The organism is Bradyrhizobium sp. IC4060, assembly GCF_020193715.1.
Lineage (GTDB): Bacteria > Pseudomonadota > Alphaproteobacteria > Rhizobiales > Xanthobacteraceae > Bradyrhizobium > Bradyrhizobium yuanmingense.
Map to the genome: position 1 here is coordinate 138,292 of NZ_JADYVJ010000002.1, position 20,003 is coordinate 158,294.

General features: G+C 65.3%; 19 protein-coding genes. 7 read left to right on the forward strand and 12 right to left on the reverse strand.

Annotation, left to right across the window (positions count from 1 at the left end):
* Positions 1 to 116: 116 nt before the first annotated feature.
* Positions 117 to 2,396: a fused MFS/spermidine synthase gene (locus I6F16_RS07515; protein WP_225173535.1), complete on the forward strand. Its 2,280-nt coding sequence runs from the start codon at positions 117 to 119 to the stop codon at positions 2,394 to 2,396.
* A gap of 106 nt (positions 2,397 to 2,502) precedes the next feature.
* Here the strand turns inward: I6F16_RS07515 and I6F16_RS07520 are convergent, their stop codons facing one another.
* From I6F16_RS07520 to I6F16_RS07535, 4 genes are all read right to left on the reverse strand, one after another.
* Positions 2,503 to 3,498: a glycerophosphodiester phosphodiesterase gene (locus I6F16_RS07520; protein WP_109144962.1), complete on the reverse strand. Its 996-nt coding sequence runs from the start codon at positions 3,496 to 3,498 to the stop codon at positions 2,503 to 2,505.
* 38 nt (positions 3,499 to 3,536) lie between these two features.
* Positions 3,537 to 4,346 (reverse strand): L,D-transpeptidase, encoded by an 810-nt coding sequence (locus I6F16_RS07525; RefSeq protein WP_081492937.1) that lies wholly within the window; start codon positions 4,344 to 4,346, stop codon positions 3,537 to 3,539.
* 163 nt (positions 4,347 to 4,509) lie between these two features.
* The gene (locus I6F16_RS07530; protein WP_036006407.1) at positions 4,510 to 5,271 is read right to left on the reverse strand and encodes an ABC transporter permease; all 762 of its coding nucleotides are present in this window, start codon (positions 5,269 to 5,271) and stop codon (positions 4,510 to 4,512) included.
* Positions 5,268 to 6,191 (reverse strand): ABC transporter ATP-binding protein, encoded by a 924-nt coding sequence (locus I6F16_RS07535; protein WP_225114526.1) that lies wholly within the window; start codon positions 6,189 to 6,191, stop codon positions 5,268 to 5,270. The genes I6F16_RS07530 and I6F16_RS07535 overlap by 4 nt, the downstream gene beginning before the upstream one ends.
* A gap of 285 nt (positions 6,192 to 6,476) precedes the next feature.
* Here I6F16_RS07535 and I6F16_RS07540 point away from each other — a divergent pair, with 285 nt between their 5' ends.
* A complete protein-coding gene (locus I6F16_RS07540; protein WP_225114525.1) occupies positions 6,477 to 7,196 on the forward strand; it encodes a hypothetical protein in 720 nt (239 codons plus the stop codon).
* A 31-nt stretch (positions 7,197 to 7,227) separates the two neighbouring features.
* Here I6F16_RS07540 and I6F16_RS07545 read toward each other — a convergent pair whose 3' ends face one another.
* Together I6F16_RS07545 and I6F16_RS07550 are read right to left on the reverse strand one after the other, a co-directional pair.
* Positions 7,228 to 8,406 carry a cytochrome P450 gene (locus tag I6F16_RS07545; RefSeq protein ID WP_225114524.1) on the reverse strand — a complete coding sequence of 393 codons (1,179 nt, stop codon included), beginning with the start codon at positions 8,404 to 8,406 and terminating at the stop codon, positions 7,228 to 7,230.
* A 16-nt stretch (positions 8,407 to 8,422) separates the two neighbouring features.
* Positions 8,423 to 9,631: an ABC transporter substrate-binding protein gene (locus tag I6F16_RS07550; protein WP_109144960.1), complete on the reverse strand. Its 1,209-nt coding sequence runs from the start codon at positions 9,629 to 9,631 to the stop codon at positions 8,423 to 8,425.
* Positions 9,632 to 9,801: 170 nt separating this feature from the next.
* Between I6F16_RS07550 and I6F16_RS07555 the strand changes: the two genes are divergently transcribed.
* On the forward strand, positions 9,802 to 10,218 hold the full coding sequence (locus I6F16_RS07555; protein WP_225114523.1) for a MarR family transcriptional regulator: 417 nt from the start codon (positions 9,802 to 9,804) through the stop codon (positions 10,216 to 10,218).
* A 41-nt stretch (positions 10,219 to 10,259) separates the two neighbouring features.
* Here I6F16_RS07555 and I6F16_RS07560 read toward each other — a convergent pair whose 3' ends face one another.
* Positions 10,260 to 11,111, reverse strand: a complete 852-nt coding sequence (locus I6F16_RS07560) for an alpha/beta hydrolase (protein ID WP_225114522.1) — start codon at positions 11,109 to 11,111, stop codon at positions 10,260 to 10,262.
* Between the two features lie 122 nt (positions 11,112 to 11,233).
* Here I6F16_RS07560 and I6F16_RS07565 point away from each other — a divergent pair, with 122 nt between their 5' ends.
* Positions 11,234 to 11,848 carry an ABATE domain-containing protein gene (locus tag I6F16_RS07565; protein WP_225114521.1) on the forward strand — a complete coding sequence of 205 codons (615 nt, stop codon included), beginning with the start codon at positions 11,234 to 11,236 and terminating at the stop codon, positions 11,846 to 11,848.
* A 150-nt stretch (positions 11,849 to 11,998) separates the two neighbouring features.
* Positions 11,999 to 12,943, forward strand: coding sequence for a LysM peptidoglycan-binding domain-containing protein (locus I6F16_RS07570; RefSeq protein WP_225114520.1), 945 nt, complete (start codon positions 11,999 to 12,001; stop codon positions 12,941 to 12,943).
* A 432-nt stretch (positions 12,944 to 13,375) separates the two neighbouring features.
* On the opposite strand, the gene I6F16_RS07575 is transcribed toward I6F16_RS07570, so the two are convergent.
* The gene (locus tag I6F16_RS07575; RefSeq protein WP_225114910.1) at positions 13,376 to 14,449 is read right to left on the reverse strand and encodes a tartrate dehydrogenase; all 1,074 of its coding nucleotides are present in this window, start codon (positions 14,447 to 14,449) and stop codon (positions 13,376 to 13,378) included.
* A gap of 272 nt (positions 14,450 to 14,721) precedes the next feature.
* Here I6F16_RS07575 and I6F16_RS07580 point away from each other — a divergent pair, with 272 nt between their 5' ends.
* Together I6F16_RS07580 and I6F16_RS07585 are read left to right on the forward strand one after the other, a co-directional pair.
* A complete protein-coding gene (locus I6F16_RS07580) occupies positions 14,722 to 15,639 on the forward strand; it encodes a LysR family transcriptional regulator (RefSeq protein ID WP_225114911.1) in 918 nt (305 codons plus the stop codon).
* 47 nt (positions 15,640 to 15,686) lie between these two features.
* Positions 15,687 to 16,511: an aspartate dehydrogenase gene (locus tag I6F16_RS07585; RefSeq protein ID WP_225114912.1), complete on the forward strand. Its 825-nt coding sequence runs from the start codon at positions 15,687 to 15,689 to the stop codon at positions 16,509 to 16,511.
* A 4-nt stretch (positions 16,512 to 16,515) separates the two neighbouring features.
* Here I6F16_RS07585 and I6F16_RS07590 read toward each other — a convergent pair whose 3' ends face one another.
* The 4 genes from I6F16_RS07590 to I6F16_RS07605 all read right to left on the reverse strand — a co-directional run bounded on the left by I6F16_RS07590 (position 16,516) and on the right by I6F16_RS07605 (position 19,987).
* Entirely contained in the window at positions 16,516 to 17,820 is a 1,305-nt protein-coding gene (locus tag I6F16_RS07590; protein WP_225114913.1) for a sorbosone dehydrogenase family protein, read from the reverse strand.
* 139 nt (positions 17,821 to 17,959) lie between these two features.
* The gene (locus I6F16_RS07595; RefSeq protein ID WP_225114914.1) at positions 17,960 to 18,169 is read right to left on the reverse strand and encodes a hypothetical protein; all 210 of its coding nucleotides are present in this window, start codon (positions 18,167 to 18,169) and stop codon (positions 17,960 to 17,962) included.
* A 133-nt stretch (positions 18,170 to 18,302) separates the two neighbouring features.
* Complete coding sequence (locus tag I6F16_RS07600) at positions 18,303 to 18,929, reverse strand: isoprenylcysteine carboxylmethyltransferase family protein (RefSeq protein ID WP_036006440.1); 627 nt, start codon at positions 18,927 to 18,929, stop codon at positions 18,303 to 18,305.
* A 26-nt stretch (positions 18,930 to 18,955) separates the two neighbouring features.
* The gene (locus tag I6F16_RS07605; protein ID WP_225114915.1) at positions 18,956 to 19,987 is read right to left on the reverse strand and encodes an NAD-dependent epimerase/dehydratase family protein; all 1,032 of its coding nucleotides are present in this window, start codon (positions 19,985 to 19,987) and stop codon (positions 18,956 to 18,958) included.
* Positions 19,988 to 20,003 lie beyond the last annotated feature (16 nt).

Consider the following 20,003-nt stretch of genomic DNA (forward strand, 5'->3'; position numbering starts at 1 on the left):
CTCTTATATCAAGCATTCCTTGCTGCAACATCACGCCACACTTTATTGCCCGTCCAGGCGCCTTGTGCTCCATTGCGCGCGATCCGGCGCCCGCCGGGGTTTGAGCCGGAGCATTCATGGATTCGATCGTGCAACCCGCCGCCACGGAGCAGCCGTCGTCGTCGCGCAACCGGCTGCTGCTGACGGTCTACACCGCTGCGATCTTCGTCAGCGCGCTGCTGCTGTTCTCGGTTCAGCCGCTGTTCACCAAGATGGTGCTGCCGCGGCTCGGCGGCTCGCCGGCGGTGTGGTCGGTGGCCATGGTGTTCTTCCAGTCGCTGCTGCTGGCCGGCTATGCCTATGCGCATCTGCTGATGCAGGCGCGGAACCGGATCGTCCCCGTCGCGGTACATCTGGTGCTGCTGTTCGCCGCCTTCGCCACGCTGCCGCTCGGCATCGCCTCCGCCTATGGCGAGCCGCCGGCTTCGGGCTACGCAGTCTGGCTGCTCGCCCTGTTCGCGGTCTCGATCGGGCTGCCGTTCTTTGCGCTCGCCGCGAACAATCCGCTGCTGCAGGCCTGGTTCGTCCGCACCGGCCATCCGGCCGGGCACGATCCCTATTTCCTCTACGCCTCCTCCAATGTCGGCAGCTTCCTCGCGCTGTTGTCCTATCCGTTCCTGCTGGAGCCGATGTTCACGCTGCAGATGCAGAACCGGTTCTGGACCGGTGGCTATGGCCTGCTGATCCTCCTCATCGGCGCCTGCGGCGTGCTGTTGTTGCGTTCGCCGAAGTTGGCGCTAACCGACACGCGGGCCGAGGACGTGAATGCACCCGCGCCCGGCCTCTTGACGCGGCTGCGCTGGATCTTCCTCGCCGCCGTGCCATCGGGCCTGCTCATCGCCGTCACCGCGCACATCTCGACCGACGTCGCGGCGGCGCCGCTTTTGTGGGTGCTGCCGCTGTCGCTTTACCTCTTGACCTGGGTCGTCGTGTTCCAGTCGCGGCCGCTGCTGCCGCACAAATGGATGCTGATGCTCCAGCCGGTCGCGATTGCGGGCGTCGTCGTCCTGCTGGCTTTCGGCGGCGAGCAGAACCTGCTGCTGACCCTCGGCGGACATCAACTCTGCTTCTTCGTCATCGCCATGGCCTGCCACGGCGAGCTGGCGCGGACGCGGCCTGCCGCCAAATATCTCACCGGCTTCTATGTCGCGTTGTCGTTCGGCGGCATGGTCGGCGGCTTGTTCGCGGGGCTCGTTGCGCCCTTCACCTTCTCGTGGATCGCCGAATATCCGATCCTGATCGCGCTTGCCGCGCTGTGCCGTCCGTCCGGGAATGAGCGGCTGGCCGCAATCGTCAAATGGTACTGGCTGGCGCTCGCCGCGCTCGCGGTGGCGCTCATCGCGCCGTCATATACGACCGGTGGCCTCTCGACCTGGTTCGAGGATCATCGTGTCTGGGTCGCCGGCGCCGTCGGCGTGCTCGCCGCGCTGCTCGCGCTGATCCTTAATGCCGGGCGCTGGAAGATCTTTGCCACCGTCGTGCTGGCGCTGGCGTTGATCCGCGTCTATCCCGCGGACGAGGGCCGCGTCACGACCGTGCGCAGCTTCTTCGGCGTGCACAAGATCGTGGTGACGCCGGGCGGTTATTTCCACGTGCTGATGCACGGCACCACCATTCATGGCGCCGAGCGTTTCCGCAACAATGACGGCACGCCTGTTGCCGGCCGGCCCGAGCCGATCACCTATTACCACAAGGACGGCGGCATCGGTCAGGCCGTCAGCGCGATCCGCGAGCGCAAGGGCGCGCCGCTGAAGGTCGCCGCGATCGGCGTCGGCGCCGGCACGCTCGCCTGCGCCGCCGAGCAGGGGGAGGACTGGACCTTCTTCGAGATCGACCAGTCCATGGTCGATGCGGCGCGTGATCCCAGGAATTTCCGCTACATCTCGAGCTGCATGCCCGACATGAAGCCCGTCATCGGGGATGCGCGCCTCACCTTCGCCAAGGAGCCCGACGGCGCCTATGATCTCGTCATCGTCGACGCCTATTCGTCCGACGCGATCCCGATCCATCTTGCGACCGAAGAGGCGATGAAGATCTACAAGGACAAGCTCGCGCCGCACGGTGCCGTGGTGATGCACGTCTCCAACCGGCATCTGGACCTCGAAACCGTCGTCGTCGGTATCGCGGACGCCAATGATCTCAAGAGCTGGGTCTTCAACGAGGATTCCGGGCGCGATGGTGACTACATCTTCTCCACCGACGTCGTCATCTCCGCGCGCGAGGAGGCCGACATCGGCAGGCTCGCGTCCTCCAAGCAATGGGAACAGACCGAAGCCGACGACAGGGTGCGGGTCTGGACCGATGACTATTCGAACATCCTGGGCGCGCTGTATCGGCGTTGGAAGGACGGCGAGTAGGGCTCTCTTCGTAGCCCGGATGGAGCGAAGCGCAATCCGGGGGCGCTCCCGGCGTGGTACTGTCCCGGATTTCGCTGCGCTCCATCCGGGCTACGAGGCATCGCAACTACGGCGCCACGGGCGTCCCCACCGGCAGCGCAATTCCCTTAGCGCCGGCCACCTCTCGTAATAGATCCGGCCTGTCCGAGATGATGCCGTCGACGCCGAGCTCGATCATGTGCGTCATGTCTTCACGCTTGTTCACCGTCCAGACCACGACGCGCAGTCCGAGCGCGTGGGCCTCGGAGACCAGAGGCGCGGTCACGTCGCCGAAATAGGGCGACCAGATCGCGCCGCCCGCAGCCTTGATCGTGCGCGGCAGCGAGCCGGCGTGATCGGCCGGGTTGAACCCCGCCGTCCAGTTTGTCGCCTTGTCGAGCGCTACCGTCGGAGCCAGGCTGCGCTGGATCGTCAGGTACGCGGTCGGGATGTTCGGCGCCTGCTGCTGGACGCGACGCAAGGTTCGCCAGTCGAACGACTGGATCATGACGCGATCGGAGACTCCCTCGGTCTCGATCACCCCGAGCAGCTTCGCGACGAATTCTTGCGGATCAAGCGTTTCATCGGGACGGTTCGGATCGATCTTGGTCTCGATGTTGAAGCGCACTTGCCTGTTGCCGGACTTGCGCACCAGCGCGAACAGCTCGCGCAAGGTGGGAATGCGAGTCCCCGGGACGGCACGCTGGCCCGGAAATTGTTTCGCATAGGCACTGTCCGGCCGAATCTGGCCGACGTCATAGGTCCTGATCTCGTCGAGCCGCAATTTCACGAACGGCGTGCCGGGCGGAGCGATGTAGGCGCCATCGGGCCGCCGTGCGAGATCGGGATTGAGCCCGCGCTCATGCGCGACGATCACTTCGCCGTCGGCGGTGACGCCGACGTCGAGCTCCAGCGTGTCCACGCCCATCGTCAGCGAATGGGCGAAGGCGGGCAGGGTGTTTTCCGGCAGCAGCGCCCGCCCGCCGCGATGCGCCTCGAGGTCGAAGGCCAAATCAGATCCCATGGCTTGTCCGGCAGTGAGCAGCGAGAGCAGCACCGGGATTGTCGTGGCACGTGATGGCATGGTGCCTCGACGGTCAAGGGCGGTTGATGGTCGCCGGGTCAGTTCTGATAGTAGTAGCCGCGCGGCTGATAAACCTGCCGCGGCTGCGGCTGATAGTAATAGCCCTGCTGGCCGTAGCCCTGGTCGTAATAAGGCCGCGGCTGCTGCTGATAGACCTGCGCGTCGTAGAGCGGGCGGGTGGCCGAGCGCGGCGCCGGATAGCGCGCGCCGGTGTCGCTGCCGTCGGCCGGGTAGATGTAATTGTCGTCCTGCGGCATGTAGCGCCGCGCGGGCTGCGCCGGCGGGGTCAGGTCCACGGGGGCGCCGGTGGTGGCGTATTGGTCTTCGGCCGGCTGCGGGGCGCGGGCCACCGCAGTGTTGTTGCGGCCGCGCGGATTGCGCGCCAGCGCCACCTGTGCCGAGCCGGTCAGCGTCACCGTGGTGTTGAGCACGCCCTGCTGCTGCACCAGCGCATAGAGCGTCGAGGCATTCTGGCGCGACAGGCGCACGCAGCCATGGGATGCCGGCGAGCCGAGCCGGCCGACCGAGTCCGTGCCGTGGATGGCGTGCCCGACCTTGGTGAAGAAGATCGCGTGCGGCATCGGCGCGTCGTCGAATTCCTTGGAGTAGTGATCCTCTTCCATGCGGAAGGCCCGGAAGGCGCCGTTCGGCGTCTCGCGCGAGGGGAGGCCGGTCGACACCGGCCAGCGGTAGCGCGCGACCCCGTCGACGGCGACGGTCATCTGCTGATTGTCCTTGTCGACGGTGATCTCGACCTTGGCCTGCGCGGTGCCCGCGCTCAAAAGCATCAGGGATGTGAGAGCAATAAAAAACGAACGCATCTGACTTCTGGCCTCCGGCCTGTTCATGCTTAGCGCCGCGGCTCTCCGTCCCCCGGCGTGCATTATGCCTGCAGCCCGGCGTTGGTTCCAGCGGCCAGCCTGTCCATCGTTAACGTGATGGCAGGCGTAAGCAAGGCCGCTTTGTGCCGCGCCGGCCGGCGGCGCTGACATTTTCGCGAGCGCCGCGTGGTCAGTTCTTGAGCCGGTATCCGGTTCGGAAAATCCACCAGATCACGACCAAGCAGATCACCAGGAAGGCCAACGTCATGCCGATGCTGACGGACACGCTGACGTCGGCGATCTCGTAAAAGCTCCAGCGGAAGCCGGAGATCAGATAGACGACCGGGTTGAGCAGCGCGACCGTGCGCCATGTCGGCGGCAGCATGTCGATGGAATAGAAGCTGCCGCCGAGGAAGGTGAGCGGCGTCACCACCAGCATCGGAATCATCTGCAGCTTCTCGAATCCGTCGGCCCAGATGCCGATGATGAAGCCGAACAGGCTGAACGTCACCGCCGTCAGCACCAGAAAGGCCAGCATCCAGACCGGATGCTGGATATGCAATGGAACGAAGAGCCCGGCGGTCGCCAGGATGATCAGGCCCAGGATGATCGACTTGGTGGCGGCGGCGCCGACATAGCCGAGCACGATCTCGAAATAGGAGATCGGCGCCGACAGGATCTCGTAGATCGTGCCGGTGAATTTCGGGAAGTAGATGCCGAACGAGGCGTTGGCGATGCTCTGCGTCAGCACCGAAAGCATGATCAGGCCCGGCACGATGAAGGTGCCGTAGCTGACGCCCTCGACCTCGCTGATGCGCGAGCCGATCGCAGCGCCGAACACCACGAAATAGAGCGAGGTCGAGACCACCGGCGAGACGATGCTTTGCAGCAGGGTCCGCCAGGTACGCGCCATTTCGAACAGGTAGATGGCGCGGATGGCGCGGTGGTTCATGACGTCCTCACGAGGTCGACGAAAATGTCCTCGAGCGACGATTGCGTCGTGTCGAGGTCGTTGAAGCGGATGCCGGCGGTGCGGAGGTCGCCGAGCAGGCTGGTGATGCCGGTGCGCTCGCCCTGGGTGTCGTAATCGTACACCAGCGTCGCGCCGCCGTCGCAGAGCTCGAGCTCGTAATGGCTGAGGCTTTCCGGCAACGCCGTCACCTTGTTCTGCAGGTGCAGCGTCAGCCGCTTCTTGCCGAGCTTCTGCATCAAAGTGGTCTTGTCCTCGACCAGCACGATCTCGCCCTTGTTGATGACGCCGATGCGGTCGGCCATCTCCTCGGCTTCCTCGATGTAATGCGTGGTGAGGATGATGGTGACGCCGGATTGCTGAAGCCCGCGCACCACCTCCCACATGCCCTTGCGCAGCTCGACGTCGACGCCGGCGGTCGGCTCGTCCAGGAACAGGATCTGCGGCTCGTGCGACAATGCCTTGGCGATCATCACGCGGCGCTTCATGCCGCCGGAGAGCGTGATGATCTTGTTGTCCTTCTTGTCCCACAGCGAGAGGGCCTTCAGCACCTTCTCGATGTGATCGGGGTTCTTCGGCTTGCCGAACAGGCCGCGGGAGAAGCTCACGGTCGCCCACACGCTTTCGAACGCGTCGGTGTGCAATTCCTGCGGCACGAGGCCGATCAGCGAGCGCGCCTTGCGGTAGGAGGTCTGGATGTCCTCGCCGCCGACCAGGACGCGGCCCTCGCTCGGATTGGCGATGCCGCAAATGATCGAGATCAGCGTGGTCTTGCCGGCGCCGTTGGGGCCGAGCAGCGCAAAAATCTCGCCGCGCTTGATGTCGAGGTTGACGTTCTTGAGCGCCTTGAAGCCGGACCCATAGGTCTTCGACAGATTGGCGACGGAGATGATGGAAGACATGATGGCCGCGAGGCTGAGGAGCAAAGGCTGGGGAGGGGGCCGGACCATCCAGGAGGACAGGTCGGCGGAGCCCTGAAATAGGAACGCCATTGTCCCTCCGCAATTCCCCGGAGAAAAATGGTCTCAAAACAGGCGCTTTAGTGGCATGTTCCGGGCAAGTGTTGCGCGATGGTCACGGCTTGCTGCTAAGATTGGCGCTCACGCGCCTCTTTGTTGCGTCTGCGAGCGCGCCGTGGCTACGATTTTGGCCAATCGCGAAGCGTATTGTCTCCAGGGAAAAGATCGATGAGACCGAACGGCCGTCACACCGCCGGCGCAAGCCAATTGTCCACCCTCCGTGCGTGGGCGATGGGTCTGCTCCTGCTGTCAGCTGTTGCCATCAGCCCGACCACCGCCAAGGCCGCGCCGAGCCAGGCCGCGGTGGCGACCACGCATGTCTATCTGCTACGCGGCGTGCTCAACATCTTCTCGCTCGGCCTCGACACGATCGGCGCCCGCCTCCAGGCGCAGGGCATCCCGGTGACCGTCGCCAATTTCGTGTCCTGGTCCTCGCTCGCCGATGAAGCGGCGGCTGCCTACAAGGCCGGTCGGCTCAAGACCATCATCCTGGTCGGCCATTCCTCGGGTGCGACCGCGCTGCCCGACATGATCGCCAAGCTCAACCAGCTCGGCGTGCCCGTGAAGCTCGCGATCGGCCTCGACTCCGTGTTCAAGACCAAGCTCTCGACCGGCGCGGAACGCTACATCAACATCTATATCGGCGATGGCCCCGGCGAGCCGGTGCGGGCCGCGGCCGGGTTCCGCGGCAAGCTCGACAATGTCGACATCCGCGGCAGTGGCGTCGGCCACATCTCGATCGACAAGAACGAGGCGATCCAGCGCCGCGTCATCGCCGAGATCGACGCCGCCATCATGCGCTCGCGCGCCCCGGCTGCGCGAGTCGCCGAACCCGCTGCGCCGCGGCCCGCACGCGCGGCGGCGGCAACGGATCCGGCGAGGAATTGAGCCGTCGCGCATCCTGCCGCGTGATGCCCGCCTAAGCTGGCGTTACGCGAACCGGCATGCTCTCCAGCCCGCGCAGGGAATTGTTAAGCCTGCGCTTCGGCTCCGCCGCGAGCTCGATCATCTTCACGCGCCTTGCGAGCTCGCCGAAGATCAATTCGCCCTCCAGACGCGCGATCATCTGGCCGACGCAGGCGTGTATGCCTGCGCCGAAGCCGACATGGCCGGTCGCAACCCGCTCCACGTCGAAACGGGCCGGCTTGTCCCAGCGCGCGGGATCGCGATTGGCGGAGGCCATGAACAGCAGCACCTTGCGGTGCGCCGGGATCATGCCGCCGCCGATCTCGGCATCGCGCGAGGTGGTACGAAAGAACGTCTGCACCGGTGAATCGTAGCGCAGACCTTCCTCGAAGGCGTTGCGTGCCAGCTCTGGTTTCTCGTGCAGCTTGCGATATTGGTCCGGATGGGTGGCGAGCGCGAGCAGGGTATTGCCGATGCCATTGACGGTGGTGTCGATCCCGGCCGTGAGGAACGGCCGCACCAGATGCGTCGCCTCGTGCTCGGTGATCTCGCCCTCATCGGCCGCCTGGTAGATCATCATGCCGAGGCTGTCGGGCCGTAGCGCATCGCGCGCACAACATTCCATGATCCAGCTCTGCGCCGCGAGGCCGTCCTTCCGCGACGCCGCGAGGATCTCGTTCTCCGGGCCGAAGCTGTTGAATACGAACGTGCTCCAGGCGAGCAGCTTCTCGCGCCCATCGGGGCGGATGCCGATCGCGTCCGGAAACACCTTCATCGGATAGGCTTCCGCAAGATCGGTCACGGCATCGAACGTGCCTTTGTCGATCAGCTCCGAGACCTTCCTCTCTGCTTCGCGCTGGAACGTCTCGCGCAGCTTCCTTGCGACGCCCGGAGACAGCGTGCGGCCGAGCACGCGGCGGCCCTTGTCGTGGTCGGGCGGATCGATCTGCAGGGTCAGCGGCTTTGGCAGCGCCGGGTTCATCCCGTTCAGCCCGACGCCCTCGCCACTGATGAACATTTTCCAGTCCTTCAGGGCCGCTTCGACCTCGGCATAGCGGGCCATGGCCCACACGTCGTAGCGCTCCACCTCGAACACCGGCCCGATTGCGCGCAGCGCCTCATAGGCGGGATAGGGATCCGTCAGAAAGCCGGGCGCGAACGGATCGACCGGACTGGATGCAATGCCGCTCATGGTCAGCTCCGAACCGCTATTGCTTTGCGAGCGGGCACTGACCGTCACTCTCGGACCGGAACGCGTCCTCGCCCTTGATCGTGGCAACGACCTTCAGCAGATCCCAGGACGAATTCGATTCCTCGGGAGCCTTGACCTGCAACAGGTAGAGCGGATGGATCTTGCGGCCGTCCTTGCGGATGTAGCCCTTGCCGAACAACTGATCGTCGGTCGGCATCTGCTTCATCGTCGCGACCACGGCCTTGCCGTCCTTGGCGCCGCGGGCCTTGTCGACCGCCTTGAGGTAGTGGATGACCGAGGCATAGACGCCGGCCTGCATGTCGTTCGGATAGGCCTTCGAGGGAATGCGTTCGGCGAAGCGCTTCGCGAAAGCACGCGTGCCGTCGGTCAGATCCCAGTAGAACGGATTCATGATCTGCGCGCCCTGCGCAAACTTGAGCCCAAGCGCGGGAAGGCCGTTCATGCCGAGGATCAATCCGACCAGCTTGTGATCCTTCGTCAGCCCGAACTCGGCGGCCTGCTTCATCGAGGTGATGGTATCGTCCCCTGCATTGGCGAATGCGATGACGCTCGCGCCCGACGCCTGGGCCTGGAGCAGGAATGAGGCGTAATCAGCCGTGCCCAACGGATGCCGCACGCTGCCGAGCACCTCACCGCCGGACGCTTTCACGGCTTCCGCGGCCTGCTTTTCCAGATCATGGCCGAACGCGTAATCCGCGGTGATGAAGAACCATTTCTTGCCGCCCTGCTGCACGATGGCCTTGCCGAGGCCGCGCCCGTAGGAATAGGTGTCGTAGGTCCAGTGCACGGTGTTTGGCGTGCACTTCTCCCCGGTCAGAAGCACCGTGCCGGCGCCCGAGCCCACGAAGACCTTGTTCTTCTCGGCGCTCATGCCGGCCACGGCGAGCGCAATCGACGAGTTCGGAATGTCGAAGATCGCATCGACGCTCTCGTTCTCGTACCAGCGCCGGGCGATACCGATGCCGATGTCCGTCTTGTTCTGATGGTCCGCCGCAACGACTTCCACCGGCTTGCCGGCGGCCTTTCCGCCATAGTCCTCGACGGCCATCTTGGCGGCGACGACCGAGCCGATGCCCTGATAGCTCGCGAACGGCCCCGATTGATCGTTCAGGATGCCGATCTTCACGACGTCCTGGGCCAAGGCCGGTGCGGCGGTCAGCACCGCGGCCACCATGCACAGTTTATGCAGGAATTTGCTGTTCATTGTGTCCCTCCCATGGGCGGTCTTGGTGCCGCTCTATAATAGTTATATTTTATAGCTATTTTTGAGAGTGTCAATTCGGCCGACTTGTGGCCGCCGGATCCAGGATCATGAGCCCGAAAGCAGTTAGACCCGGAGCAAAGCCCGCTCAACCGTCGGAGACGTCACTGGACTTGCGCGCGCTGCAGCGCACGCCCGGCTTCATGCTGCGGCTCGCGCAGCTGAAGTTCTTCGAAGGCTTCTACGAGGAGTTCGCCGCACTGGGCCTGACGCCGGCGACCTACGCGATATTCGTCGTCATTCGCGACAATCCGGGCGTTCCCCCCAGCAGCCTTGCCAGCCTGCTCCGCCTGCGCCTGCCGAACCTGATCAAGATCCTGAACGAGCTGGAATCGTCCGGCTTCATCAAGCGTAACCGCTCGAAATCCGACCGCCGCGCGGTCGAGTTGATGCTTACGCCGAAGGGCGCCAAGCTCATTCAGGACGGGGCAAGCCTGACGGGGCCGTATAATCGGAAGATGCTGGCTCCACTAAGCGAGGCCGAGCAGCGCACGCTGCTCGACCTCTTGAACCGGATGCTACCGCTTTAGGACAAAGCTGCGGCGTTGCGCACCTCTCGCAGCCGCTCCCGTCATTTCAAGAACGCGCGAATGCTCTCCGCAATCTCCTTCGCATGCGTCTCCAGCGCGAAATGGCCGGTGTCGAAGAACTGCACGACCGCATTGGGATTGTCGCGCTTGAACGCTTCGGCGCCGGGCGGAATGAAGAATGGATCGTTCTTACCCCAGACCGCGAGGAATGGCGGCTTGTGCGCGCGAAAATAGTCCTGGAATGACGGATAGAGCGCGACGTTGCTCTTGTAGTCGCCGAACAGGTCGAGCTGCACATCGTCCGAGCCCGGACGCGCGAGATAGAAATTGTCGAGGTTCTGTCCGTCCGGCGACACGGTCGCTGGGTCCGAGACGCCATGGGTGTACTGCCAGCGCGTCGCCTCCGGCGTGAGGAAGGCGCGCAGCGCCTCGCGGTTGGCAGGCGAGGGATCCTGCCAATAGGCCTTGATCGGAGTCCAACCGTCGCTGAGGCCGTCCTCATAGGCGTTGCCGTTCTGCGAGATGATCGCGGTGATCCGTTCGGGGTGAAGCAGCGCAAGTCGGAAGCCGGTCGGCGCGCCGTAATCGAAGACGTAGATCGCGAAGCGATCGAAGCCGATCACTTCGGTGAAGCGCTCGATCACCTGCGCGACATTGTCGAAGGTGTAGCGGAAGGTTTCGCGCGAAGGCATGTCGGACTGGCCAAATCCTGGAAGGTCGGGCGCGACGATGTGGAATTTGTCGGCAAGCAGCGGAATCAGGTCGCGGAACATGTGGCCGGCGCTGGGGAAGCCGTGCAGCAGCAGCAGCTTCGGCGCGCCTACAGGGCCGGCCTCGCGATAGAACACGTTGAAGCCATCGACATCGGCGGTGCGGTAGGTAGTCGGGGTCATGACCGTCTCCAGCTAAGTAACCGTTTACATGCTATTATGGAGGTTACGTAAGGGATGAGTAACTTGTCAATGGCTGCTTTACAGGTTACTTATGGATTGCACTTCCAGGCTGAGGAACGTTCATGGACAGACCGCCCGCGATGTTCGTCGCCGACTCGCTCGGCCTCGACTTCCTCAACTCGGTCGCAACACCGGTCGATACGCCTGTCGACTGGATCGACGATGGCGCTGGCCTGATCGACTGGCTTTCCCAGGCGAAGCTGGTGCCGACGAAGGAGCTGGATGCGCTGAAAGCGCGCGCGAGGCCAGTTGAGCTCGACAAGGTCGCCGATCAGGCCCGCGACTTGCGTGAGTGGTTCAGGGGCTTTGTTCTGGGGCACGCGGGCCGGCCGCTGACTGCGAACGCGCTGCACGAGCTCGGCCCGTTGAACAGCATCTTGGCGCGTGATGAGGCGTTCTTGCAAATTGCGCCGCGCCATGGCCAGGAAGGTCTTGCGCTGCAGAGGACGCGGCGCTGGCAATCAGCCGGAGCCCTGCTGCTGCCGATCGGCGAAGCCCTGGCGAAGTTCGTCTGCGAGGAGGACTTTTCGAACGTGAAGGCGTGCGAGGGCCACAATTGCACGATGCTGTTCGCCGATCACACCCGCAGGCGCGCACGGCGGTGGTGCACCATGGCGGTCTGCGGCAACCGCGCCAAGCAGGCCGCGCATCGCAGCCGGCTCAAGAGCAGGCAGTGATGGGCCGGGAGCGGTCCCCCCGGTGACGGAGCCTTGATGCGCGCGGCGGTGCGTCGCGCTTCGGTTCCCGTGCCCCAAAATCCACCCAATCGATGGTCACTAAGCCGGTCAGGGGAGGCCCCTGCCTCCCGTGGTGGGACTGCTGGACTGATGATTCATTCGAGGCGACTCCTCGCGCTGGCAGCAGTGGTGCTGCTCGCCTTGAGCAGTGGCATGGCCGCTGCCTCACCGCCGAAGTCCAAGACCAACGCGACCGCCCCCGCCGCGCCGCCGCCGCCTCCGCCGTTCGAGCCGTTGCCGCCGCCAAAAATCTACCTGTTCCGCGGCGCCATGGGTCCCATCTTCTCGACCGGCATGGATCGGCTCGAAGAGAAGCTAACGAAGGCCGGCTTCTCGGCCAACGTCTACGAATTCACCATCTGCCGGTGGATCGGCGATCGCGCCATCTCCAGCTATAAGGAATCGCCGGCGCCGATCGTGCTGATGGGCCATTCCATGGGCGGGCTGTGCTCGATCGTCATCTCCGAGATGGCGGCCAAGGAGAACATCCCGATCAGCCTCGTCATCGCCATCGATCCCGCGCAAGCGACCGGCGATGTCCCCCTCAACGTCGAGCGCTTCATCAACATCTTCCTGTCCGACAGCGTGCTCGGCGGCGGCGACGTCGTGGCTGTTCCCGGCTTTCGCGGCCATTACGCCAGCTATGACCTCAAGCGGAACGCTCGCGTCACCCACATCAACATCGAGAAGTCCGACGATATCCATCGTCAGATCGTCGAGATGGTGACGCAGCTGCCGCGCATTCCGCCGCAAACGCAGGCCGATGCCGTGCCGCTGCGCTATCTCGTGCCGGCGGATACGCTTGTCGAATTGTGGGACAGTGGCGTGCGGGTGCCGGTGCGCCGCGGCGACACCATGGAGAGCATCGCCGCAGCCAACCGCGTGCCGCTGTGGACGCTGGCGCAGAGCAACTCGCTGCCCGAGAACGCGCAGCTGACGCCGGGCCAGACCATCATCGTCCCCCGCCATCTGACACCGCCTGAGCCGGCCGCCGCGATGGCCACGCCGCCGGCGACACCGGCGGCGCGGAGGTAGGGGCCGTTATCTTGCCGCAGAAGGCGGTGCGCTCCCTCTCCCGCTTGCGGGGGAGGGTTGGGGAGGGGGTCTCTCCACGATCGAGAACCCCCGAGAGGAGAGAGCGCCCCACCCGTCGCGCTCTGGCGCGCAATTGCGCTGCCGAGCGCGTCGACCTCCCCCGCAAGCGCAGGGCTGTCGCATTTGGGAGTTTTTCCCTGCGGCCATCCTTCGAGACGCCCGCTTTGGCGGGCTCCTCAGGATGAGGGCGGAGTGCGCGGCAGCAGTTTCAACGAGCACCGATGCTGATTAGCCTCATCCTGAGGAGGCGCGTCAGCGCCGTCTCGAAGGACGAGGCGTGCGCGCGGGCCGCCGCCGCAAGTCATATGCGATAGCCCTGCCCGCAAGTGGGAGAGGTGCAGCGAGTCCTTGGCGACACTCGATCCGATAAGACTAAAAATTCGATCCGTGGATCGCATCGATCACGGCGTCCGTGACCTCCTTCGTGGTCGCCTTGCCTCCGACATCCGGCGTCAGCACGCCCGCGGCGCAGACACGCTCGACGGCGGCCATCAGCCGTAAGGCGGCATCCTTCTCGCCGAGATGCTCGAGCATCTGCGCGCCGGTCCAGAACGTCGCGACCGGGTTGGCGATGCCCTTGCCGGTGATGTCGAACGCCGAGCCGTGGATCGGCTCGAACATCGAGGGGAAGCGGCGCTGCGGATCGATGTTTCCGGTCGGGGCGACGCCGAGGCTTCCAGCCAGCGCGCCGGCGAGATCGGAGAGGATGTCGGCGTGGAGATTGGTTGCGACGATGGTGTCGAGGCTCTTCGGATGCAGCGTCATGCGCACCGTCATGGCGTCGACCAGCATCTTGTCCCAGGTCACGTCAGGGAATTCGCCGGCGACCTCGGCCGCGATCTCGTCCCACATCACCATGCCGTGGCGCTGCGCGTTCGACTTGGTCACGACGGTCAGCAGCTTGCGCGGGCGCGACCGCGCGAGCTGGAACGCATAGCGCATGATCCGCGTGACGCCGACGCGGGTGAAGACGGCGACTTCAGTGCCGACCTCTTCCGGCAGGCCCTTGTGGGCGCGGCCGCCCATGCCGGCATATTCGCCTTCCGAGTTCTCGCGCACGATCACCCAGTCGAGATCGCCGACGCCGACATTGCGCAGCGGCGAGGCGACGCCCGGCAGGATCTTGGTCGGCCGCACATTGGCGTATTGGTCAAAACCCTGGCAGATCGGCAGGCGCAAGCCCCACAGCGTGATGTGGTCGGGCACGTCGGGGGCGCCGACCGCGCCGAAATAGATCGCGTCGAACTTCTTCAGCTCGCTGAGGCCGTCCGCCGGCATCATCACGCCGTGCTTCTTGTAATAATCCGAGCCCCAGTCGAACGTCTTGACGTTGAAGGCGAGATCGCCACTGCGTTTTGCGAGAGCCTCCAGCACGCGGACGCCGGCCGAGATCACCTCGGGGCCGATGCCGTCGGCGGGGATGGCTGCGATCGAATGGGTGCGCATGGGAAGGCTCCGTTTGAGAGACCGCGCCGGCATATCCGGCCGTCGGCGTCGCTGGCGAATCTAGACGAGAGTGCCGGGCAAACTCAATCGGCGCTGGTTTATACAAAAAAATGATATAATCATCAGGAGGTCGCCACGGCGTCATGGCCGGGCTTGACCCGGCCATCCACGCCTTTCCCCGCGGCCCAAGAACGTGGATGCCCAGGACAAGCCCGGGCATGACGACCTCGCGCAAGTCTCAAGCGCGGTCGGGCGAGGCGAGAGGACGGCGAATGGAATTGCATCAGCTCCGATGCTTCGTGGCGACGGCCGAGCAGCTGCATTTCGGCCGCGCGGCGCAGCAGCTTCAGATGCTGCCCTCCGCGCTCGGCCGGCAGATCCGGCTGCTGGAGGAAGACCTGGGCACTCGGCTGTTCGCGCGGACCACGCGCGCGGTGTCGCTCACCGAGGACGGCACGACGCTGCTGCGCGATGCCCGCACCATCCTCGCCAAGGTCGAGGCGGTCGAGAGCAACCTGCGCAATCGCTCGCGCGCGGGGACCGCGCGGCGGCTGCGGGTCGGTGCTATCGACAGCGCGGCGGCCGGACTGTTGCCGCCGCTCCTGCGCGATTTCCGCGTCAGGCATCCTGACATCGCGGTGCAGCTCCTCGAAGACAAGACTGTCCGGCTGCTGCCGAGGATTTTGACCGGCGCGCTCGATCTCGCCTTCGTCCGTCCGCCTGACCGGCCGGACAAGCGGCTCGAATTCCGCGACCTGCTCCAGGAGAGCGCGATCGTTGCGTTCCCGCGGCGGCACGCGCTGGCCGGGCGCAAAGCGATCACGCTGGCGGATATCGCCGACGAGTCTGTGCTGGTGCCGGACCGGCGCTCGCGGCCGCACAGCCACGACCTCACCATAAAGCTGTTCGAACAGGCCGGCCTGACGCCGCGCATCGTTCAGGTCGCCGACGAGAAGCAGACCATCATCAACCTCGTGGCAACGAAGCTCGGGGTCGCCATCGTGCCGCGCTGGGCCGCACGGATGGCGGTGACCGGTGTGCGCTTCGTGCCGCTTCGACTGAGGCAGAGCGGGCCGGTGGGCCGGTTGCCGCTTGCCGCCGCCTGGCTGCGCGGCTCGCGCGATCCGGCCCGCGATGCCATGCTGGCGGTTCTGGAAGCCCGCCTGCGCAGCTATGCGCGGGAGGCGTGAGCGGCTATGACATCGGCCAAGACAGAGGCCAGGACAGAGGGATGGTGATGACGGATCAGACGGCTTCAGGCGAATTGCGGGTGGCCATTGCCGGGCTGGGCTCGATCGGCACCAAGATCGCGACCGCGCTCGATCAGGGCATCGAGGGCCTGTCGCTCGCGGCCGTGGCCGTGCGGGATCCCGCCAAGCATCAAGCCTTCATCGACGGCTTGCGTCGCCCACCGACAATCCTGCCGCTCGACCAGCTCGGCGAGGCCGCCGACATCGTCGTCGAATGCGCGCCGAGCAGCCAGCTGCGTGCGATCGTCGAGCCTGCGGTGAAGCGCGGCAAGGCCGCGGTCGTGGTCAGCGTCGGCGGCTTGCTCGACAATTTCGATCTGGTCGATCTCGCCCGCGCCAATGGCGGCCGTATCCTGGTGCCGACCGGCGCGCTGATCGGCCTCGATGCCGTCAACGCCGCCGCAATCGGCACCATCCATTCCGTGAAGATGGTGACCCGCAAGCCGATCGACGGCTTGAAGGGCGCGCCGTTCATCGTTCAGAACAACATCGACATCGACAATCTGCGCGAACCGCTGAAGCTGTTCGAGGGCAGCGCGCGCGAAGCGGCAAAGGGCTTTCCGGCCAACGTCAATGTCGCCGTTGCGTTGTCGCTCGCGGGCATCGGGCCCGATCGCACCGAGATCCAGGTTTGGGCCGACCCGACCGTGACGCGCAACGTTCACCGCATCGAGGTCGAGGCGGACTCAGCGCGCTTCTCGATGGGCATCGAGAACATCCCGTCCGAGAATCCCAAGACCGGCCTGATCACCGCGTTGTCGGTGATCGCGCTGCTCCGCAAGCAGCGCGCCACGCTGTGCGTGGGGACGTGAGCTCCTACGCCCCCGTCACGCGCCAGATCACGTTGCCGACGTCGTCGGCCATCAGTAGCGATTTCCTGTCGGGACCGATCGCGACGCCGACCGGGCGGCCGTAGGATTCCTTCTCGTCCGGCGACAGGAAGCCCGACAGGATGTCGCGACCGGGGCCGGACGGCTTGCCGTTCGCGAACGGGATGAACACCAGCTTGTAGCCGGACAGCTTGCTGCGATTCCACGAGCCGTGCTGGCCGATCACCATGCCGTCGCCGAAGCCGGGCAGGGTGCCTGCGGGCATCCAGCACAGGCCGAGCGAAGCGGTGTGGCCACCGAGCGCATAGTCCGGTTGAATTGCCTTGGCGACCATCGCCGGATCCTGCGGCACGCGGTCGTCCACCGTCTTGCCCCAGTAGCAATAGGGCCAGCCGTAGAAGCCGCCGTCGCGCACTGAGGTGAGATAGTCGGGCGGCGTCTCGTCGCCGAGGCCGTCGCGTTCGTTGACAACAGTCCAAAGCACGCCGGTCGTCGGCTCCCAGGCAAGGCCCACGGGATTGCGCAGGCCGGCCGCAAAGATGCGATGCGTGCCGGCGACGAGATCGAGCTCGTAGACCGCGGCGCGACCTTGCTCGACCTCCATGCCCATCTCGGCGATGTTGCTGAGTGAACCGACGCCGGCATAGAGCTTCTTGCCGTCGGGACTGGCGAGCAGACTGCGCGTCCAGTGGCCGGCGGGCTTGAATGTTGTCAGCCGCTTGCCCGGTGCTGTGATGCGGTCGGCATCGGCAACGTAAGGAAAAGCCATCACGCCGTCGGTGTTGCCGACGCAGAAAGTGTCGCCGACCAGCGCCATGCCGAACGGCTGGCTGAGGTTCTCCATGAACGTGCCGCGCACTTCGGCGACTCCGTCGCCGTCCTTGTCGCGCAACAGCGTGATGCGGTTGGCGGAGACGCCGAGCGCGGCGGCGCGCCGCATCGTCGCCTGCATCGCATAGTGGAACACGCTGCGCGGGGCGCCCGCGATCTGCGTTGCCTCCGCGATCAGCACGTCGCCATTGGGCAGCACCTCGATCCAGCGCGGATGGTCGAGACCGGTCGCGAACGCATCGACCTTGAGCCCGGGTGCAGCGATCGGCTTCTGTCCGTCGCGCCAGCCGCGTGCGGTCGGCATCTTCAAGGTGGGGATCGCGCCTTGCGGTTTCGCTTCGGGAATGGCGGGCTTCTCGCCCCAGGCCGGCGCGGGGTCGGTGCCCGTCATCTTGCGCCATTGCAGCGCGATGCCGCCGATGAAGGCGACGAACTGCGCGAAGATGCTGGAAAACGTCATGACAAGCCCCCGGTTGCGCGCGCATCCAACTGGCTGACGGGGCCGACGTCAACCTGTGCGGAGCTCAGCACGGGCCTATTCCCGTGGAATGGCAGCCGATCGAATTTGCATGGGACAGGTCGCGGCGTCGGCCCGGAGATCAACGGCCGATCTGCCGCTCCAGCCGTCGTGCCGCGCGAAAATCATCCAAGTGACGGATGTTCGGCGCCAGCGCCGCTTCCCTGGAGAGCAGATGATAGACCCGCGCCACCGTGCGCTGCTTCTGCTTCGTACGCCCGGGGGGCAGCGCCCGCGCCGTGCGGACGGCGGCGATCGCGTGGGCGCGAAAATAATCGTAGGCGTCCGACATGGCTCGATGCTCTGCGGCCGTTGACAGATGTCGAGGGCTAACGGACCAGCAGAGGTGTGGTTCCTTGGCGAGTCGGATCGTGCACTCGTGCCCCGGACGCAGCGCAGCGCGTCCGGACAGGAGAGTGACGCCCTCACCGCGGCGACGTGAACGGAATGATCATCGGAACGCGACGGCAATAGGCTCCATAGGCGTCCTCGCCGAGCTCCTTCGAGAGGAACACCTCTTCCATCCGGCCCTTCTGCCACATACCGAGCGAGATCAGGATCGCGCCGAGGATCGTCGTCACCAAGCCGATCGCAACGCCGGTCACCAGCATGCCGAAGATTAGGCCGGTGTAGATCGGGTGGCGGACGATACCGTAAGGGCCGGTGTCAATGACGCGGTGGTCTTCCTTCTGGGTGATGGTGTTGGACCAGAATTTTCCGAGATGCAGCCGCCCCCACCATGCGAAAGCGATGCCGGCGACGGAGAGGACCGCAGCGATGATGATGCCGGTGTTGCCGAGCACCCAAAGCGGCTTCCAGCCCATGGCTTCCGCAATGAACGGCGTGTACAGGATGCCGCCAACCAGGATCGGCAGGCGATAGCGCTGCGACTCCAGCGTCATGACCTGCTTCTTGGTCTGCCCCTGCCAGAACGAGGCGCCGACCCAGCTGACCAGAAAAGCGAGCCAGATCAGGGCGAGCAGTTGCGTCGGCCAGGTCGTGGTCCAGCCACCCCAGGCGACAGAGAGAAGCTTGCTGAAATCGAAAGACATGAAGGTTCTTTGCGTTTGAAGCGGCGTCAGCTCGCGCGCGAGGACAGCGCGTGATGCTTGAGGGCGCCGGAGGGCTGCTGGCCGTTGCGGGCGAGCAGGTGGGTGATGGTTTCGCGCAAGACGGGCTCGATCGGACGCGGCGAATAGCCGAGTTCGGTACGGGCTTTGCCGATCGAAAGATCGCTCGCGGCGAGCGCGATCCGCACGCCCTCGGCGGTGCCGTTGGGCGGCCGGCGCGTGATGTGGTCGGCGATGTATTCGAGCATGATCGCGGAGAGCTCGGCGATCTTGCCGGGTACGACGACGGGAAATTGCCGGCGTCCGCTCATCGTCGACATCATGCGCAGGATCTCGCCGAGCGGGACGCAGTCGCCGCCGAGGATGTAGCGCTGCCCGAGGCGGCCGCGTTCCATGGTCAGGACCAGGCCCATGGCGACGTCGCGGACGTCGACCAGATTGACCAGGAAGTTGAGGTGCGGCTGCACCTTCTTCTGCAGGAAGTACCAGAGCATCGCGGTCGGCGGTGTGAGATGTTGGTCGGCGGCGCCGATCGGCATGGTCGGCGTGCCGATCACCAGCGGGAAGCCCGCTTCTGCCGCTTTGGCGGCATGATGCTCGGCGAGCGATTTCGACCGGGTGTAGGCGCCGGGCATTGCCTCGGCCGGCTGCAGCGCCTCTTCGGCGGGAACGCCCTTGAGGTCGGAATAGGGGAACAGGATCGATTCGGTCGAGCAATGCAGGAAGCGCGAGACGCCGCGCTTCATCGCCGCCGCCAGCACGATCTCGGTGCCGCGGCAATTGACCTCGTGAAAGTCCTGCTTGTTGGCGACCCACATGCCGGGCAGGCCGGCGAGGTGATAGACCTGATCGCAGCCGGCGATCGCCGCATCGACCGCGGCACAGTCCAGCACCGAGCCGTGGACGTGCTCGACATCCGCGTTCGCCGCGCTCGGCACACGGACATCGAGAACGCGGACCCGCTGCCCACGGGCGCGGAGCGCTTCTACGAGGTGATGTCCGATGAAGCCACTGCCACCGGTAACCAGGACGAGAGCCATGCAGTAGGTTGCTGTT

Coding starts and splice junctions, on each gene's coding strand:
- I6F16_RS07570 (WP_225114520.1), top strand. CDS start 11,999: ATGATTCATTCGAGGCGACTCCTCGCGCTGGCAGCAGTGGTGCTGCTC.
- I6F16_RS07535 (WP_225114526.1), bottom strand. CDS start 6,191: ATGTCTTCCATCATCTCCGTCGCCAATCTGTCGAAGACCTATGGGTCC.
- I6F16_RS07605 (WP_225114915.1), bottom strand. CDS start 19,987: ATGGCTCTCGTCCTGGTTACCGGTGGCAGTGGCTTCATCGGACATCAC.
- I6F16_RS07565 (WP_225114521.1), top strand. CDS start 11,234: ATGGACAGACCGCCCGCGATGTTCGTCGCCGACTCGCTCGGCCTCGAC.
- I6F16_RS07575 (WP_225114910.1), bottom strand. CDS start 14,449: ATGCGCACCCATTCGATCGCAGCCATCCCCGCCGACGGCATCGGCCCC.
- I6F16_RS07525 (WP_081492937.1), bottom strand. CDS start 4,346: ATGAACAGGCCGGAGGCCAGAAGTCAGATGCGTTCGTTTTTTATTGCT.
- I6F16_RS07515 (WP_225173535.1), top strand. CDS start 117: ATGGATTCGATCGTGCAACCCGCCGCCACGGAGCAGCCGTCGTCGTCG.
- I6F16_RS07595 (WP_225114914.1), bottom strand. CDS start 18,169: ATGTCGGACGCCTACGATTATTTTCGCGCCCACGCGATCGCCGCCGTC.
- I6F16_RS07540 (WP_225114525.1), top strand. CDS start 6,477: ATGAGACCGAACGGCCGTCACACCGCCGGCGCAAGCCAATTGTCCACC.
- I6F16_RS07560 (WP_225114522.1), bottom strand. CDS start 11,111: ATGACCCCGACTACCTACCGCACCGCCGATGTCGATGGCTTCAACGTG.
- I6F16_RS07590 (WP_225114913.1), bottom strand. CDS start 17,820: ATGACGTTTTCCAGCATCTTCGCGCAGTTCGTCGCCTTCATCGGCGGC.
- I6F16_RS07530 (WP_036006407.1), bottom strand. CDS start 5,271: ATGAACCACCGCGCCATCCGCGCCATCTACCTGTTCGAAATGGCGCGT.
- I6F16_RS07520 (WP_109144962.1), bottom strand. CDS start 3,498: ATGCCATCACGTGCCACGACAATCCCGGTGCTGCTCTCGCTGCTCACT.
- I6F16_RS07600 (WP_036006440.1), bottom strand. CDS start 18,929: ATGTCTTTCGATTTCAGCAAGCTTCTCTCTGTCGCCTGGGGTGGCTGG.
- I6F16_RS07545 (WP_225114524.1), bottom strand. CDS start 8,406: ATGAGCGGCATTGCATCCAGTCCGGTCGATCCGTTCGCGCCCGGCTTT.
- I6F16_RS07585 (WP_225114912.1), top strand. CDS start 15,687: ATGACGGATCAGACGGCTTCAGGCGAATTGCGGGTGGCCATTGCCGGG.
- I6F16_RS07580 (WP_225114911.1), top strand. CDS start 14,722: ATGGAATTGCATCAGCTCCGATGCTTCGTGGCGACGGCCGAGCAGCTG.
- I6F16_RS07550 (WP_109144960.1), bottom strand. CDS start 9,631: ATGAACAGCAAATTCCTGCATAAACTGTGCATGGTGGCCGCGGTGCTG.